Below are 16,992 nucleotides of genomic sequence, written 5' to 3' on the forward strand. Positions count from 1 at the left end.
TTGAATGATACAGTCAATGTTATAACAGGTAAATGAAAGTTTCCTCTTTTGGGCTCATTAGATTTTAGAACAAAACGTTACAGCGAAATCGAAAGAGATATTCCCAAAATAAATCTAGGTATGCTATCCAAAGAGTTGAAGGATCTGGAAGCTAATCGTTTGGTTGTACAAAAAGTATATGACGCCATCCCATTAACATTGAATATGAACTGAATGAATCAGGGAGTACTTTTCAAACAGTTATCGACGCGGTGTTGGAATGGGGCTTGGAGCACCGGAAAAATGTGATAGGTGATAACTTCAAGGTGGTTGTGAGGCTTTCCTACCTACATCTCCGCTGCCATGAATCAGTTTTAGATTTATTCTTTTCTAAAAATACCACTCCAGCAGTCTTTCCGTATCCCGGCTTTACATCATTGGTAACTGTAGCCCCAAACTGTTTTGTAATGAAGAATTTCTTGGCTGATAAAATTATTGTTTCCAGTAAATACAAGATTTTGAATTTTGTAAATGATTGGAAGCTCAAAATAATTTTTGATACCTAAATTTTTATGAGACTTGTATTTATTTTAAAGCTATTCAGGGTGATATCATTAATGATACCCTATCAAATTATCCTGTTGTCTGGAAGAATTTTGTGACAAATATAGATGATAATATTGCTCCTGAAGTTGTAGATGCAGTAGCACATTATTCCTATCTTGGTGCTCTTGCTGTTCGTAAGGATTTTGAGAGATCAAAATATCTGGAAATGATCAACCCTGTACCTTTGATTAGTCAACATTTTGATTGTAAATCTACTTTTTATGACTGTTTCACCGGGGATATTCCATTTTCAGAGCAGCAAATGAAGGCTATCGCTCAAAAAGAACAAATAGAACACCTTCTTGACAAAGATAAAATTGTACAGCTAATCAAAAATGAAATCAAGAATAAAAGGCCCGCCTATTTTCATATAGGTAACTTTACTTCCTGTGGCCACTCTACAGTAATTATAACCATTAAGCCTCTCAAATAGAAGATCAAGCTATAGTAATTAATATATATAGCACAGAAATTAAAATTATTTCAGTGTGTTTAAAAACGATAAAAAAAGTATAAGATGTTCAACTGTAATTTTTTTAAAGTTGAAAGAAAAACGATTTACTTATATTTGCCTTGCAAAGCAAATCTAAATGTTCAAAAAAGTAATCATTGTATTTATTCTTGGCTTTTATACGGTTTTTTGTTCGGCCCAACAGGTTCGACCTTCCAAATCATCTGAAATTTACCGTGAACTCAAAACCCTTAAACAGCTGCCTAAAGTTTTATACCTTGCGGCTCATCCCGATGATGAAAATACAGGATTGCTCTCCTGGTTAATCAACGACCAAAATGTAGAAACAGGCTATTTGTCTTTAACCAGAGGTGATGGTGGTCAGAATTTATTAGGTACAGAGCAGGGGGCTGCATTGGGTTTAATCAGAACGCATGAGCTTTTAGAGGCAAGAAAGTTAGACGGTGCCCAACAGTTTTTTACCCGGGCGATTGATTTCGGGTTCTCTAAAAATACTACCGATACTTTTAAACAATGGAATGCAGACAGCATTACAGCGGATGTAGTCTGGGTAATCCGTAAATTCCGTCCTGATATTATCATTTGTCGTTTTCCTCCTACTGCTGCGGCAGGACACGGACAACATGCGGCTTCGGCCGTGGTTGCAGAAAAAGCTTTTAAGCTTGCAGGCGATAAAACGGCTTTCCCAGATCAACTGAAATATGTGAATGTATGGCAGCCAAAACGTGTATTGTGGAATACCTTCCGTTTTGGTGGGGTCAATACGACAGCTGAAAATCAACTGAAAGTCACTGTTGGGCAATATGATGCGCAGCTGGGAATGGGCTATGGTGAACTGGCCGGATTAAGCAGAAGTTTACATAAAAGCCAGGGTGCAGGAACACAGTCTGTAGCCGGGATCAGAACTGAATATTTTGCCCACGTTACTGGTGAGCCTGCAAAAGCGACACTTTTTGATGGAGTAGTTAAAACCTGGGCCGCAAAAGGAAACGCTGATATTGACCATTCACTAGATGAAATTATTTCCGCTTTCAATTTCAATAATCCAGACCTTAGCTTGCCTGCTTTGCTTGCTTTGCGAAAAAAGATTATGACGCTACAGAATGCAGACCTGAAAAGCGATAAGCTTAAATCTCTTGACAATATCATTTTAAGCTGTGCCGGATTTATGGGCGAGGTGGTTACCAATCAGGCTGAAGCTGTTGCCGGGGATCATTACAATTTCAGGTTAAATTTGATTTCAAGAGCTACAAATCCTGTCGTTTTAGAAAATGTGAAATGGTTAAGTAAGTTAGAAAGCTTCAACAGAAAACTATCAAAAGATTCTTTAATTACCATTCAGCATGACATTCAGATTCCTGCAGATGCAGCACTCACAGAACCTTACTGGTTAGCAAAACCTCCCACGAATGCAGCAACTTTCTCTGTTCCGAATGATACTTTAATCGGTTTGTCTGAGGCGGAATCACCACTGAATGTTTTGCTTGGTTTAAAAATCGGTTCTGAAAATTTTCAGGTTAAACTTCCTTTATCTTTCAAGAAATTAGACCCGGTGCGTGGTGACGTGGTTGAAGCCTTGCGTATTGTTCCTGCATTGGAACTGAAATTTACACAACCACTTTATGTGGCCAAAGAAAATGAAGATTTACATTTGAGTTTACACTTTAAGGTTAATTCTAACAGACAGTACAGTAATGGTAATCTAAACCTGATGTATAACGGAGAACGATTAGGCGGTGCTGATGTAAGTTCGCTCAATGGAAAAGATACTACCATCAATTATGTTATTCCAAAAGCTAAGCTTGCCGCAATACATTCGGATCGTTTTCAACTGGATGCAAATTATGTTGAAAATGGAGTAATGTATAATAAAAAACAAGTATTAATTCAATATCCGCATTTACCCTCCTTACAATATTTTGCGCCTGCAACGGTAACCGTAATGAAAGGTGATATTCAGGCGAAGGTTAAAAAAGTTGGGTATATAGAAGGTGCGGGCGATTTCATTCCTGAGTTTCTACGCATTGCAGGTATTCAGGTAGATGTTTTGAAAGACGAAGATTTTTATGGCAAATTGGATGAAACTGCTGGAAACGGCAGTCAAAACAAGCTATCACAATATGATGCCATCGTATTGGGTGTTCGTGCCAATAACACAGAGAAAAAACTGGGCCGCTGGATGCCTTTTTTATGGTCTTATGTAAAAGGCGGAGGTAATTTGATGATGCAGTATAACACCAACCAGGATACAACCGTTGACAAATTGGGGATGTACAATTTCAGTATTGCCAATAAGCGTGTTACCGAAGAAAATGCTGCGGTTACGTTTTTAAATCCAAATCATAAATTACTGAACTTTCCGAACAAAATTACTGCGAATGATTTTAAAGGTTGGATACAGGAGCGCGGTGCCTATTTCCCTGCTCAATGGGATGCAGCATATGAACCGCTTTTTGAAATGCACGATGCAGATGAAGAGCCTCTTCAGGGATCAACTTTATATGCCAAATACGGGAAGGGTAATTTTATTTATACACCATTGGCATTTTTCAGACAGCTGCCTGCGGGAAATGTTGGAGCGGCACGTTTATTTTTAAACTTTTTATCTGCACAGAAAAACTAATGAACAAGCAACTTAAAAATTGGAATACCTGGTACATATTATTAGCAGCTGCATTAGTATTGCAGATCGCATTTTATTATTTGTTTACTAAATTCTGGGCATGAGTAATATAGATTGGACAGTTCTTATTTTTACCCTTGTTGCAGTGGTTGTTTACGGCGTATTGATCGGCCGTGGCCAGAAAAGCAACGAATCATACCTGAAAGCAGATAATAAAATGCCTTGGTACATTGTGCTTATAGGTATTATGGCTACGCAGGCAAGTGCCATTACATTTCTTTCAGCACCGGGCCAGGCTTATACAGACGGGATGCGTTTCGTTCAGTATTACTTTGGTTTGCCTTTGGCGATGATAGTTATCTGTATCACTTTCATCCCGATTTTTCAGCGCTTAAATGTTTACACCGCCTATGAATATTTAGAAAACCGTTTTGATAAAAAAACAAGGGTACTCACTTCACTACTTTTCCTTTTTTCCAGAGGCTTATCAACAGGAATCAGCATTTACGCTCCGAGTATCATCTTGTCAAGCGTTTTAAACTGGAATATTTATTTGACCAATGTTTTAACAGGTGGTATTCTGTTGATTTATACCTATGTTGGTGGTGCAAAAGCGATCGCTCACACCCAAAAATTACAGTTTCTCATTATTCTGGGAACAATGGCTTTTGCAGGTTATTTGCTTATTCAGAATATGCCGAATGGAATTGGTTTTAAAGATGCACTTTATCTGGCGGGAAAATCCGGAAAACTCAATGTAATCACCACAGAATTCGATTGGAAAGATAAATACAATATTTGGAGCGGGCTAATTGGCGGTTTTTTTCTGGCGCTCTCTTACTTCGGTACTGACCAGAGTCAGGTGGGGAGGTATATTACAGCGAAAGATAATACCAATGCAAAAATGGGCTTGCTGTTGAACGGATTGGTCAAAATTCCGATGCAATTTGCTATTCTCCTGATTGGTGCTTTGCTTTTCGCTTTCTTTTCTCTAAAACCGGCTCCGATTTATTTTAATGAACGCTCTTATCAATATTTAAAGGAAACAAAACCTGAACAGGCTGCAATTTTTGAAAAAGAACATCAGAATTTGCAAATAAAATTTAATGCAGAATCGAAAGAAATTCTAAAACTGAAAGAAACTCATTCTCCCCAACTTAAGAAAACAATTCAGGATTTTAAAAACACACAAACCCAGGTAAAAGCACTTCACAGCAGGGTAGAAGAAGCTATCAATAATTCAAACTATAATGCAGAGAAAACGGATACCAATTATATTTTTCTGTATTTCGTAAAAAATACCTTGCCTGTAGGGATGATCGGTTTACTGTTTGCCGTTATTTTTCTGGCCAGCTGGGGTTCAATTTCCGCAGCGCTGAATTCCCTTGCTGCCTGCTCATTAAAAGATGTTCATTTGATATTTAAAAAAGAAATTCCTGATGATGCAACCGAATTGAAGTATAGTCGCCTGCACACTTTAGCCTGGGGGATCTTTTCAATCGGTGTAGCCATGTTTGCCACTCAAATGGGTTCCCTTATTGAAGCGGTTAATGTATTAGGCTCTCTTTTCTACGGCCCGATATTGGGGATTTTTCTTGTCGCCTTTTACTATAAAAAAATCACTGGTTCCAATGTATTTATTTCTGCAATCTTATCAGAAATTGCAGTTATTGCCGTTTATAAATTCGATATTGTTTCTTTTCTTTGGCTTAACGTCATTGGGGCAGCAGCAGTAATTATATTTTCAGCAATCGGATTACTGTTTTGTAAGCAGAAAGCAGTAAATTCGTAAACAAACAAAGTAAACAAACAAAGTAAACATACAAACAAACAAAAATATTATGAAAACCATCATTAAATCTGCTGCCGTACTTGTTGCGACAATGACAATCTCCATGAATGCCTTTGCACAGGATACTAAAAAACCTGCCAGCCCTCCAGCTACTGCAACGGGGAAAATTAAAGATGCAACCATTACAATTGCCTATAGCAGTCCTTCTGTTAAAGGGCGTACCATCTGGGGTGGTTTAGAAGCTTATAATAAAGTTTGGCGTGCGGGAGCCAATGAAGCAACTACTTTCGAAACGGATAAAGACATTACCGTTCAAGGTAAAAAACTATCTGCAGGTAAATATAGCTTTTTCTTAATCCCTAAAGAAAGCGGAACCTGGACTGCAATTTTTAACAAAGAGCCAAAACAATGGGGTGCTTATAAATACGAAGAAGCTAAAGATGCTTTACGTGTTGATGTAAAAACAAAAGCTTTACCAGCAACACAGGAAACTTTAGTGTATAAAATAAACAATAATGGATTCACAATGGATTGGGATAAAATCTCAGTTCCTGTAGAGATCAAATAAATTTAAATGTCAGAAATTAAAATCCCGTATTAACGGGATTTTATTGTTTAAAATTTGATTTGAAAATTTTACTTCCCTATTTCTTTTTCGATTTTATCGATCATTTTTTCAGCATTACCGTTAGTTCCGCCAAGATTGATAGCTTTTTTATAACTCTCTAATGCTAAATCATATTGCTTATCTGTAAAATAGGCTTCCCCTAAACTATCGAATAGATTAGCATCTTTAGGAAACTCATTGGTTGCCAATTTAAATATTGTTATGGATTCATTGATTTTTCCGAGTCTTGATAGTTCATACCCCAATTTATTAAGTTCTGCCGGGTTCTCAAAACTATATTCATTTTTAGAGTTTTCTTTGAGTAAATAATAAGTCTCTATACCTTTATTTACATCGTTGAGAGATTCCTTTCTTATCGCTTGATAAATAGATTTTTTAGGAATTTCGTAATCTTTCCCTAACATCAGGTTGTGAATAGTATATCCCAAATCCCAAACTCTATTGAGATTATTGGACACCAGAATTATTGTAATATTATTTTTGAAATCGTTTAAAAAGATGGATTCAAATTTATAAGAAACTCCGTTATGTCTTTGAAGGTCTTCTTTTTCAAAGTATCTGCCAAGTGATCCGCCTTCCTCTTTTGCATATGGGTTATTCAACAAAGTTTGAAAGGATTTTTTGGATATTAAACGATTAGAATTCATTGCTTCAATCCATTTATAGAGATCATTGATATCTACCCAAAGCCAGCCACTAATAAATTTCAATTCCGGGCATCGGACATTGTCCACATCATAACAAGAGGTTCTGTTTGTAGAGCCAAATGTTGGATCAAATACCGAATTGGTCATTTTCAAAGGTTTAACAATGTTTTTAATGACAAATTGCTGGAAAGACATTCCGGTTACCTTTTCAATAATTCTTCTTTGCAAAAAGACATTGCCATTATCATACCTGTAACTGGTTCCTGGTTCAAAGAGTAGACTATCATTGCTTCTCAAAATATTCCATGTCTCCGCATCATTTTCGGGTTTTAATCGTTCGATTGGAGGAATACCACTAGCATAATTAATCAAATGACGTATAGAAACTTTTTCTGCCCATTTTGGTAATCCTAAATTAAATTTAGATACCTTGTCATCAAGAGTAAGAAGACCACGTTCAACTAAAATCATGATGGCAACAGCATTAAATTCCTTTGCAATAGAGCCAATGTTGAATATTGACTTGTTGTTTAAAGGAGTTTGTCTCATTTCATCGGTAAAACCCAATGATTTTTGATAGATAATTTTATCATTTTTAGCAATAAGGACATTTCCATTGAACAAACCTCTTTCATAAGATTTTGTCATTAAGGAATCAATTTGATTGATTTCTGATTTTTGTTCAGTCGAATTTTGATGTATCTTCTTTGTTTCTTTGGGATTATTTAACCCTTGGGCAGAAAGTATATTTGTAAATAAAACAGTTGTTAATAATAAGAAAAATCGATTCTTCATTTTAATTAGAATTTGATTGATTGTCTAAAATTTTCTGCAAAGATGCCTTAAAATGCCTCAGTACGCGATCGATTAAAAAAAGTCGAACCCATTTCTTAGAAAAAGAATGGATTAATTTGGATTTTTTCTAAAATCTGTTGGAGTTGTTCCTGTATATTTTTTAAAAGAAGTACTAAACGACGATTTAGAATTGAAACCAACCTGATAAAGAATTTCTAAAATAGTCAGTTCTTTTTGCAAAGTATCTTTCAATATTTCTTTAGCTTTTTCAATTCGATATTCATTAATGAAATCAAAAAAATGCTTATTCATATACAGATTAATCAAAGCCGATAAATCTTTAACGGACATATTTAATTGTTCTGCCAAATCCTGAATCGTTAATGAAGAATCTAAATAAGGTTCATTTTTAATCATAAATTCTTTCAAAGCTAGGATTTGTTTATTTTTTTCATCATCAATTATAGGAGAAGATTTTTGTTTCGGAATTAGATCTACGATAGGTTTCAATTGAGAATTAACTCCTCTGAAAAATTCAGGTTTGTTTAATGCAACAAATAGATACCAACACGTACAAAAGAAAAAGGCAAATCCGTCAAGGGTTACAATCCATTGTCTGAGTTCTCCCCAACCAAAGATAAAACTAACCAACCATCTTATAAGAACTAAAAAATGTAAAACATAATATAGAATTGTTATTTTGTAGAGTGCATTTAGGATAGAAATATTTGGATTTGTATAATTCTCGAGATAAACGGTTTTAGACTTTCTAATAACAAGAAATGAAGCAATAAAATAAACTTGAAATAGAAATTCGAAAAGAAAATAAAAAAAATGCATGATAGGCGTTTGATTCATAGTATTTATGAAACTCACTTTCGCAGCTCTATCTTCAAAATATATCCCTGACATCATATACAAATTGAAAGCAACAAACGGAATAGTATGCAATAAATGTTTCGGTTTTAATCGAAATTTGGAAAAACAAACGGACAATACATAGAGATAAAACAATGCCGGAACCAAATAGTTAATACTCCAACGAAAAGCCTCGAGGTTAATGAAATTAACGGGAAAATCACGCATCAAAAATTTACAAGCATCTACGGCATTTGTAAAAAGAAAAAAAGCAAGAAGCCAATTTGCAAGTTTGTGTTTAGTTTTTACAGTCAATAAAAATAAGGCAAGAAACAGCACCAAAAATATTCCTATAAATGTTGCTATTTCCAAAAAGCTGTATTTATCCATAGTTTTTTAACATAGGTGCAATTTAATATTTAAATAGGAAAGCTTAAAAAAGTATAGATGATTTTATCCAAATGTTAAAAATATTCCGACCAAAAGCTAAAAGTTGTATTGTTATAAATCTCAATACTGCCATGCTCTTGACTTATTTTGAAATAGTTAAAGTAATTATTGAATGAGCAAGGTAGAAAGGGAAGGCAGGATATACAAAAAAATACTAAAAAATCTTCCCAAATTTTGTGCTTAATCCAAGATCTCGAACTCGTAATAAGTAAATAAAAATGGCACCAACAGTCTTTAGTTGGCGCCATTTAGCTTTTTGTGACCTTGATAGCGGTCCGTTTTCTTTTGTTAATGGAAATATTAGTAACTCAACCAATTCTGCCAATGCACCTTTGGGCTACTTCAGATTGTCAGAAGAGGATACCAAAGATTATACTATTCAGTAGATGGGTACAATTATTTTAACTATATCACTAAATTAATAATTTGAAATATTATTTTTCTGGTGCCTAATCAAATGTTAATTTTAAAATAAGGAATTTAGAAAATATTCTATCCGATTGTTGGTAATTCAGTAATAGGAAGCAACCTACTGTTTACAGGAGGTTGTTTTGCTTTTAAGTCAATATAATTCAAGATCTCATCCTAGCTTTTTAAGTAACTGTTTAAAAATAAAATGGGTATATCTACTAAAATTTTTTAAAGCTATTTCTCAATGAGTATCTTCCTATTACGGTGCTGCCTGATGTTAATTACCAGATATTTTATGTAATCCAAAACATAGCATAAGTGTTATTTAATTATACAATACTGAATGACAAGTAGGCTTTATAAATGATATGATTTCTAAATCAGATAAGCACTGTGTTCTTAGGTGTGTTGGAGAACTTTAACAAAATAAGATTAAATAAAAAAGATGATTTTTATATAAAATTGAATAGTGTAATCATAAAAATACGATATTTCGTAGTTTGTTTTATTGTTCTTTTTTGAATAATGTGTTGCAAATCAGCTTGTTTATTGTTTTGGGTTATTTTTTGGCATTATGCTCATAAGTTTAATTCAAAAAAATATTAAAACAATGAGCACATTAACATTAAAAGACGGAACAGAAATTTTTTACAAAGATCAGGGACAAGGACCCGTACTGATGTTTCACCACGGATGGCCTTTATCCTCTGATGACTGGGATGCACAGGTGATTTTCTTTTTACAGAGAGGCTACAGAGTTGTTACACACGACAGAAGAGGCCACGGACGCTCCAGCCAGAACATCTATAATCATACTATTGAACAATACGCTTCTGATGCTGCTGAGCTGGTAGAATTCCTTGACCTGAAAGATGTTGTACACATCGGGCATTCAACAGGAGGTGGTGAAGTGATCCGTTATGTTAACAAATATGCAAACGGAAGAGCTAAAAAAGCGGTTCTTATCAGTGCAATTCCTCCGGTAATGGTTAAGAGCGAAAATAATCCGGATGGCGTTCCGATGGAAGTTTTCGATAACATCAGAGAACAGACGATGAACAACAGAAACCAGTTCTATTTTGACCTGACTTTCCCTTTCTACGGCTATAACAGAGAAGGCGCGAATGTAAAGGACGGCGTTCAGAGAAACTGGTGGAGACAGGGACTGATGGGCGGAATCGTAGCTCATTATGATGGGATCAAAGCCTTTTCTGAAACAGATTTAACCGAAGATTTAAAAGCCGTTGATATTCCTGTTTTGGTGATGCATGGGGAAGATGATCAAATCGTTCCTATTGCAAATGCAGCATTAAAATCAATTAAATTACTGAAGAACGGAAAGCTGATCACTTATCCGGGATTCCCTCATGGCATGCCGACTACAGAGCATCAAACCATCAATAAAGACCTTTTGGAATTTATTACTGAATAATCATCACTCCATTCAAATCCAAAAAATATGGAAAACTCAAAAACTTACGAATCTGTATTCAATCCTGAAGATTTTTCTATTGTTCCGGCTCGTACGTTCGACGAACTGAAAGTAGGTGAGGTGTTCAGAGCGCCAAGCAGAACTCTTACTGATGCACATGCTTCAGCTTTTCAAACGGTCTCTTGTGATAATCATCCGATTCATTACGATGTGGAATACGCAAAAAGATACGGTCACGAAGCTCCAGTAGTTCACGGTTTGCAGGTATTGGCTTTTACCGCACCGGGAGCAACCCTTTTGCCTAATTACTTCGGAAATGTTTTCATTGCTTTTTTAGAATTATCATGCAATTTTTTGAAGGAGGTACATTCAGGAGACACTCTGTATTCTTCATTAGCAATTACCGATTTAACGCCACAGGGAGACAAGGGTATAGTTACCACAAAAGTGACAGTCTATAACCAAAAATCTGAACTCGTTTTGGAAGGCCAGCATAAATATTTACTAAAAAGATAATTTCTTTTTTTGAATCTGCTGTCTTCTTTTAAATGGAAAACCTTTTTAAAGACGGCAGCTGATTCAATACTTTATCACCACTTTGACATTTTTAAAATAAATCTGTCAAAAATCAACCATTAAATATCATCATTATGAAACTAAAATCAATTCTTGGTGCTGCCGTTTTATTGTCAACGGTATTCTTTACTCATAATAATGCACAAAATACGGCGAAATCTACAAAGGCCAGAGCAGAATATATTGAAGTGGAACCTAATGTAAGACTTCATGTTTCCGACCTTGGAGAAGGAAAACCAGTTGTTTTAATTCACGGTTATCCGGTGAGTGATGCTTCCTGGGAGTATCAATACCTTCCTTTAATCAAAGCGGGTTATCGGGTTATAGGAATCACTTTGAGAGGATTCGGACAGTCGGACAAACCTTATGGAAAATATGATTATGATCAGTTTGCCTCTGATATCAAAGCTGTTTTAGACAAATTAGATATCAAAGATGCTACGTTGGGCGGACATTCTATGGGCGGTGCGATTGCTTTGCATTACGTGGCGAAATACAATAGCGCTCATATCAGTAAACTAGCATTGTTTGCTGCTGCTGCACCTGTTCATACCAAAAAACCGGATTATCCTTATCCGCTATTTACGAAAGAAGACATTACCAAATGGGTAGACCTTGTAAGTGTAGACAGACCGGGATTATTGAACACGATAGGTGAAAGATTCGTTTTATCTGCAACTTCTGTTTCACCTGGCGTAGGTGCCTGGTTGGGAGGGATCGAAATGCAGTCATCTGCTTATGCAATGGAGCAGGCGTTAATTGCTTTAAGAGACGAAGATCTTCGTGGAGATTTACCGAAAATCAAGATTCCGACTCTTATCATGCAGGCAAAACAGGACAGAATAGTGGCTTATGCTTTAGCTGAGCAAATGAACAAAGCCATTAAAGGATCTAAGCTTATTCCTTTTGAAAACAGCGGGCATGCATTGTTCCTCGAAGAAAAAGACAAATTCAATGAAGAATTATTGAAATTTCTTAAGCAATAAAAATTAAACTAAAATAACATCTAAAATAAACTTTATGAAACCATCATCAAAATTACTTTCTCCTGAAAATCATGCATTGGTATTAATTGATTTTGAAGGACAAATGGCATTTGCCACTAAAAGTATCTCTATGAATGAGCTGCGTAACAACGTTGCGGTATTGTGTGGAGCATCCAAAATATTCAATGTTCCGGTCATCGTTACAACGGTTGCAGAACAAAGCTTTTCAGGTCCGGTTTTCCCGGAAATTGAGGAAGCATATCCGATGGCAACATCAGGCTATATCGACAGAACAACAATGAACACCTGGGAAGATGAAGCTGCTTATAAAGCAATCGTAGGAACACAGAAACGGAAGTTGGTTTTCGCAGGATTATGGACAGGTGTTTGTATTGTTGGTCCGGCATTATCTGCGCTTGAGGAAGGTTATGACGTGTATGTAATTACCGATGCTTGTGGCGATGTAAGCGATGAGGCGCACGAAAGAGCCGTACAGAGAATGATCCATTCAGGAGTAAAACCTATGACTTCAATTCAGTATATCCTGGAACTTCAGAGAGATTGGGCACGTCAGGAAACATATGGCCCGGTAACTGATCTTATGAAAAAATACGGAAGCTCTTATGGATTGGGGATCCACTATGCCCATCATATGCTGAATCATTAAAATCCATATACCATTTTCAATGTTGAAATCTGCACCTTCAATACTGCTTTTAAAAGCTTTTATCATTACAGCTTTTTTATGTTTTGAAAACATTTCAGCCCAGAGTTTTAAACTCTTGCGCTACGATGAAAACTATGAATATCTGAAAGATTCTGTGAAAAGTTTTTATGATAAAATTAAATATCTCCCTCTCAATGAGAAGAAAAATGTCTATCTCTCATTGGGTGGCGAAGCAAGGTATGAATATGTGGATTTCAACAACGAAGATTGGGGAAGGTTTAAAATAGGGCACAACGATTTTTTTCTGCAGCGCTATGATCTTCATGCAGATTGGCATTTCGGGAAAAATTTCAGAATATTCTCGCAGGTCAGAAGTGCTTTGCAGAATGGGCGAAAAAACGGTTCCAGAGGCATTGATGAAGACCAGCTGAATATTCAGAACCTATTTCTGGATGCCGGCTTAGTGAATAAAGAAGATCAGAAACTGATATTCAGACTGGGAAGACAGGAACTGGACTACGGTTCCGGAAGATTAATTTCTGTAAGGGAAGGACCGAATGCCAGGTTGTCTTTTACAGGAGCTAAAATCATGTATTTCTATAAAAATATTTCCGTGGATGCTTTTGTGATGATGGCAGACTCTATCAATACCGGCGTTTTTGATAATACCATTTCAAAGCAGCTTAACCTTTGGGGACTTTATTCCAAAATTATTATTCCTAAAGCTGGAAACCTGGATCTATATTACCTGGGAATCTGTAGGGATGAGTCTGTTTTTGAAGCTGGAACAGCCAAAGAAAAACGCCATACGGTTGGTGGAAGGCTCTGGAAATATGGTGGCGGATTTATTTATAATCTGGAAGCTGCCTATCAGTTCGGACGCTTTGGAAATGAAAGGATCAGTGCGTGGACAGGTTCTGTGGATGTTGGCTATCTCTTTGAAAACCTTAGATTCAGCCCGAGCATCAATCTGAGAAACGATTATATATCAGGAGATCATTCTAAAAACGATGGAAAGCTCAATACATTTAATCCTTTATATCCGAAAGGTGGGTATTTTGGCTTCAGCCCACAAGTGGGACCTGTCAATTTAATTGATATTCACCCGTATATGACCCTGGATCTGACGTCTAAACTCAAGATGCAGATGGATGTTGTCTTCAACTGGCGATATTCTCTGAATGATGGAGTCTACCGGCCAAGCGGAGCATTGAACCGTCCCGGAAGCAGCTCAGATAAAAGATATATCGGAACGGCTTATTTAACCAGTTTCACTTATAATTTCAATAAACATTTCTCTTTAGTGAGCGGACTTCAGTATTTCCACAAAGGGCCTTTTATTGAAGATATCATTCAGGATGCAAAAAGCGGTGTTTTCTGGAATATACGGCTGGGATTCAAATTTTAATCATTACTAAATCATTTATTATGCAAAATTCAATTTCAAAATATATCAATTGGTCAAAAACAATCTTTACAGCTTTGATTTTGGCAGCTGCGGGAACAAACTTTGTTTCAGCACAGACTGTCGTAGAAAAGACAGCGGTCGGAACCTCAAAAACATGGGGAACTGTTGACGGGATTTCTATTGTAGGCCTGGTACAAGGACCTTCTGCTGCCAAAGCAGATCTACAGATTGCCTGTGTTTTTGAGTATACAGAAGGAGATATTTTCAATCCGCCTGCACTTCCCAAAGAACTGAACGGAATGGTCCATCTGGATGAAGCATTAAAAGGAATTATTACAGAAGTTCGTAAAAAAGGACAGTTCAAAGGACATGCTTTGGAAACCTTATTAATTAATCCTCCGAAAGGAAGTCTTGCCTCAGGAAAACTGCTGTTGATCGGGTTGGGAAACAGAAATTCTTTTGATGCTGAACTCATGAAAGAAGTGGGAAGTGTTGCGATGAGGGAAGCTTTGAAACTGCAGGTACATACCGTATCATTTGCCAGTGATATCAAAGATGCCGGAATCGATTCTCCAACAGCTTTGGTGGCAGAAAATGTGGTTCTGGGTGCTTTTGATGCCTATCGTGCACAGTCTTATTTAAATGCCCAGCATTTGTCCGATAAAATAAAATTAAAAAAACTGATTCTGCTGGCCGGACCATCTTTTTTCACCGTTGCAGGAGGAGGAATTCAGAACGCTATTTCGAAGTTGAACACCAAATAATTAAAGATGAAAGCAGATCTTATTGTATACAACGGAAAAATACACACTTTTAATAAAGAGACTCCGGAGGTTTCTGCAGTAGCCATTAAAGAAGGGAAAATCATTGCGGTTGGAAATGACGGACTGGCAGACCAGTTCGCAGATGAATCCACGGAACTGATTGATCTTAAAAAGAAAAGGGTAGTACCCGGAATAAATGATTCTCATATCCATCTGATTCGTGGAGGATTGAATTATAACCTGGAATTAAGATGGGATGGCGTTCCCTCACTGGCTGATGCGCTCAGAATGTTAAAAGATCAGGTAGACCGCACGCCTTCACCACAATGGGTACGTGTAGTGGGAGGATGGTCAGAATTCCAGTTTGCAGAAAGAAGAATGCCTACTTTGGAGGAAATTAATGCCATTGCCCCGGAAACACCAGTTTTTATCCTGCATTTATATGACAGGGCTTTAATGAACAGGGCAGCATTGAAAGCGGTAGGATTTACCAAAGATACTCCGGCTCCGGCAGGCGGACATATTGAAAGAGATACTAACGGTGAACCCACAGGGTTGATTATTGCCACCCCAAATGCTATGATTTTATACTCAACACTGGCAAAAGGTCCGAAGCTTTCTTACGAACACCAGCTGAACTCTACCCGACATTTTATGACAGAACTGAACCGTTTCGGAATTACCAGCGTCATTGATGCCGGCGGAGGGTTCCAGAATTTCCCGGATGATTATCAGGTGGTGAACGAGCTGAATGAAAAAAAACAGCTTACCGTAAGAATTGCTTATAATCTGTTTACCCAGAAACCTAAGCATGAATTTGAAGATTTCAGCGATTGGATAGACACCGTAAAATTATATCAGGGTGATGACATGTACCGTCACAACGGGGCAGGAGAGATGCTGGTATTTTCGGCAGCAGATTTTGAAGATTTTCTTCAGCCAAGACCGGATCTGCCTGAAAACATGGAAGCTGATCTTGAAAAAGTAGTCCGTTTACTGGTAGAAAACCGCTGGCCTTTCAGACTTCACGCCACCTATAATGAAAGCATCTCCAGGTTTTTAAATGTTTTTGAAAAAGTAAACCGGGATATTCCCTTCAATGGTCTTCCATGGATTTTTGATCATGCGGAAACCATTGATGAAAAAAATATCGAAAGAGTAAAAATGCTTGGCGGAGGAATCGCTATTCAGAGCAGAATGGCTTACCAGGGAGAATATTTCGCAGACCGTTATGGCTCTCCTGCTGCAGAAAGTACACCACCCGTAAAAAAAATGCTGGAAATGGGAGTTCCTGTAGGTGGAGGTTCGGATGCCACAAGAGTAAGCAGTTACAATCCCTGGGTTTCCATGTACTGGTTAACAGCAGGAAAAACCGTTGGCGGACTTCAATTGTATCACGAAACAAAACTGGACAGGGCAACAGCATTGGAACTGTACACAAAAGGCAGTGCGTGGTTTTCTCAGGAACAACAGAAAAAAGGTGATATCAGAGTGGGAATGTTTGCCGATCTGGCAGTTCTTAATCAGGATTATTTCAGTGTTGATGATGAAGAGATCAAAAATATTGAAGCAGAAATGACCATTGTAGACGGAAAAATAGTATATGCAAAAGGAACCTTTTCATCCTATGCTCCACCATCCGTTCCTGTGCTTCCTGATTGGTCACCTGCGAATCTTTACAACGGATATTACCCTGCTGGCGGACATTTACAGAAAGAAATAGAGAAAAATACTAAGCAGGATTTAAAAGCACCGCTAACTTCACAAATTCATAGCTGTGCAGGGAGCTGTGATATTCACCATCATAATCACAACCAGGCAAGAATGAGCAGTGTACCTGTTAATAATTACCACGCATTTTGGGGAGCTTTAGGCTGTTCCTGTTTTGCTTTTTAAAC

At 37.0% G+C, this 16,992-nt stretch carries 16 protein-coding genes; 13 read left to right on the plus strand and 3 right to left on the minus strand.

Annotation, left to right across the window (positions count from 1 at the left end):
- Nucleotides 1-48: 48 nt before the first annotated feature.
- Nucleotides 49-213 (plus strand): winged helix-turn-helix transcriptional regulator, encoded by a 165-nt coding sequence (locus J2772_RS24370; protein WP_209912341.1) that lies wholly within the window; start codon nucleotides 49-51, stop codon nucleotides 211-213.
- A 109-nt stretch (nucleotides 214-322) separates the two neighbouring features.
- On the opposite strand, the gene J2772_RS00325 is transcribed toward J2772_RS24370, so the two are convergent.
- On the minus strand, nucleotides 323-493 hold the full coding sequence (locus tag J2772_RS00325) for a hypothetical protein (RefSeq protein WP_209912342.1): 171 nt from the start codon (nucleotides 491-493) through the stop codon (nucleotides 323-325).
- Between the two features lie 144 nt (nucleotides 494-637).
- On the opposite strand from J2772_RS00325, the gene J2772_RS00330 reads away from it, so the two are divergent.
- The 4 genes from J2772_RS00330 (at nucleotide 638) to J2772_RS00345 (ending at nucleotide 6,040) form a co-directional block, all read left to right on the plus strand.
- On the plus strand, nucleotides 638-1,018 hold the full coding sequence (locus tag J2772_RS00330) for a hypothetical protein (protein ID WP_209912343.1): 381 nt from the start codon (nucleotides 638-640) through the stop codon (nucleotides 1,016-1,018).
- A gap of 157 nt (nucleotides 1,019-1,175) precedes the next feature.
- Nucleotides 1,176-3,680, plus strand: coding sequence for a PIG-L family deacetylase (locus J2772_RS00335; protein ID WP_209912344.1), 2,505 nt, complete (start codon nucleotides 1,176-1,178; stop codon nucleotides 3,678-3,680).
- A gap of 100 nt (nucleotides 3,681-3,780) precedes the next feature.
- Nucleotides 3,781-5,472 carry a sodium:solute symporter gene (locus J2772_RS00340; RefSeq protein WP_209912345.1) on the plus strand — a complete coding sequence of 564 codons (1,692 nt, stop codon included), beginning with the start codon at nucleotides 3,781-3,783 and terminating at the stop codon, nucleotides 5,470-5,472.
- A 49-nt stretch (nucleotides 5,473-5,521) separates the two neighbouring features.
- Nucleotides 5,522-6,040, plus strand: a complete 519-nt coding sequence (locus J2772_RS00345) for a DUF2911 domain-containing protein (protein ID WP_209912346.1) — start codon at nucleotides 5,522-5,524, stop codon at nucleotides 6,038-6,040.
- Between the two features lie 68 nt (nucleotides 6,041-6,108).
- On the opposite strand, the gene J2772_RS00350 is transcribed toward J2772_RS00345, so the two are convergent.
- Together J2772_RS00350 and J2772_RS00355 are read right to left on the minus strand one after the other, a co-directional pair.
- The gene (locus J2772_RS00350) at nucleotides 6,109-7,395 is read right to left on the minus strand and encodes a serine hydrolase domain-containing protein (RefSeq protein ID WP_245365015.1); all 1,287 of its coding nucleotides are present in this window, start codon (nucleotides 7,393-7,395) and stop codon (nucleotides 6,109-6,111) included.
- A 258-nt stretch (nucleotides 7,396-7,653) separates the two neighbouring features.
- Nucleotides 7,654-8,790 carry a helix-turn-helix domain-containing protein gene (locus J2772_RS00355; protein WP_209912348.1) on the minus strand — a complete coding sequence of 379 codons (1,137 nt, stop codon included), beginning with the start codon at nucleotides 8,788-8,790 and terminating at the stop codon, nucleotides 7,654-7,656.
- Nucleotides 8,791-9,068: 278 nt separating this feature from the next.
- Between J2772_RS00355 and J2772_RS00360 the strand changes: the two genes are divergently transcribed.
- The 8 genes from J2772_RS00360 to J2772_RS00395 all read left to right on the plus strand — a co-directional run bounded on the left by J2772_RS00360 (nucleotide 9,069) and on the right by J2772_RS00395 (nucleotide 16,990).
- Complete coding sequence (locus J2772_RS00360; protein WP_209912349.1) at nucleotides 9,069-9,236, plus strand: hypothetical protein; 168 nt, start codon at nucleotides 9,069-9,071, stop codon at nucleotides 9,234-9,236.
- Nucleotides 9,237-9,871: 635 nt separating this feature from the next.
- Nucleotides 9,872-10,693: an alpha/beta fold hydrolase gene (locus tag J2772_RS00365; protein ID WP_209912350.1), complete on the plus strand. Its 822-nt coding sequence runs from the start codon at nucleotides 9,872-9,874 to the stop codon at nucleotides 10,691-10,693.
- A gap of 27 nt (nucleotides 10,694-10,720) precedes the next feature.
- A complete protein-coding gene (locus tag J2772_RS00370) occupies nucleotides 10,721-11,209 on the plus strand; it encodes a MaoC family dehydratase (RefSeq protein WP_209912351.1) in 489 nt (162 codons plus the stop codon).
- Nucleotides 11,210-11,343: 134 nt separating this feature from the next.
- Complete coding sequence (locus tag J2772_RS00375) at nucleotides 11,344-12,255, plus strand: alpha/beta fold hydrolase (RefSeq protein WP_209912352.1); 912 nt, start codon at nucleotides 11,344-11,346, stop codon at nucleotides 12,253-12,255.
- A 34-nt stretch (nucleotides 12,256-12,289) separates the two neighbouring features.
- The gene (locus tag J2772_RS00380; protein ID WP_209912353.1) at nucleotides 12,290-12,922 is read left to right on the plus strand and encodes a hydrolase; all 633 of its coding nucleotides are present in this window, start codon (nucleotides 12,290-12,292) and stop codon (nucleotides 12,920-12,922) included.
- Nucleotides 12,923-12,941: 19 nt separating this feature from the next.
- Nucleotides 12,942-14,330, plus strand: coding sequence for an alginate export family protein (locus tag J2772_RS00385; protein WP_209912354.1), 1,389 nt, complete (start codon nucleotides 12,942-12,944; stop codon nucleotides 14,328-14,330).
- Between the two features lie 20 nt (nucleotides 14,331-14,350).
- Nucleotides 14,351-15,094 (plus strand): M17 family peptidase N-terminal domain-containing protein, encoded by a 744-nt coding sequence (locus tag J2772_RS00390; RefSeq protein WP_209912355.1) that lies wholly within the window; start codon nucleotides 14,351-14,353, stop codon nucleotides 15,092-15,094.
- Between the two features lie 6 nt (nucleotides 15,095-15,100).
- Nucleotides 15,101-16,990 carry an amidohydrolase gene (locus J2772_RS00395; RefSeq protein ID WP_209912356.1) on the plus strand — a complete coding sequence of 630 codons (1,890 nt, stop codon included), beginning with the start codon at nucleotides 15,101-15,103 and terminating at the stop codon, nucleotides 16,988-16,990.
- The last annotated feature ends 2 nt before the right edge of the window (nucleotides 16,991-16,992 follow it).

It is taken from the genome of Chryseobacterium jejuense (assembly GCF_017877355.1).
GTDB classification, from domain to species: Bacteria; Bacteroidota; Bacteroidia; order Flavobacteriales; family Weeksellaceae; genus Chryseobacterium; species Chryseobacterium jejuense_A.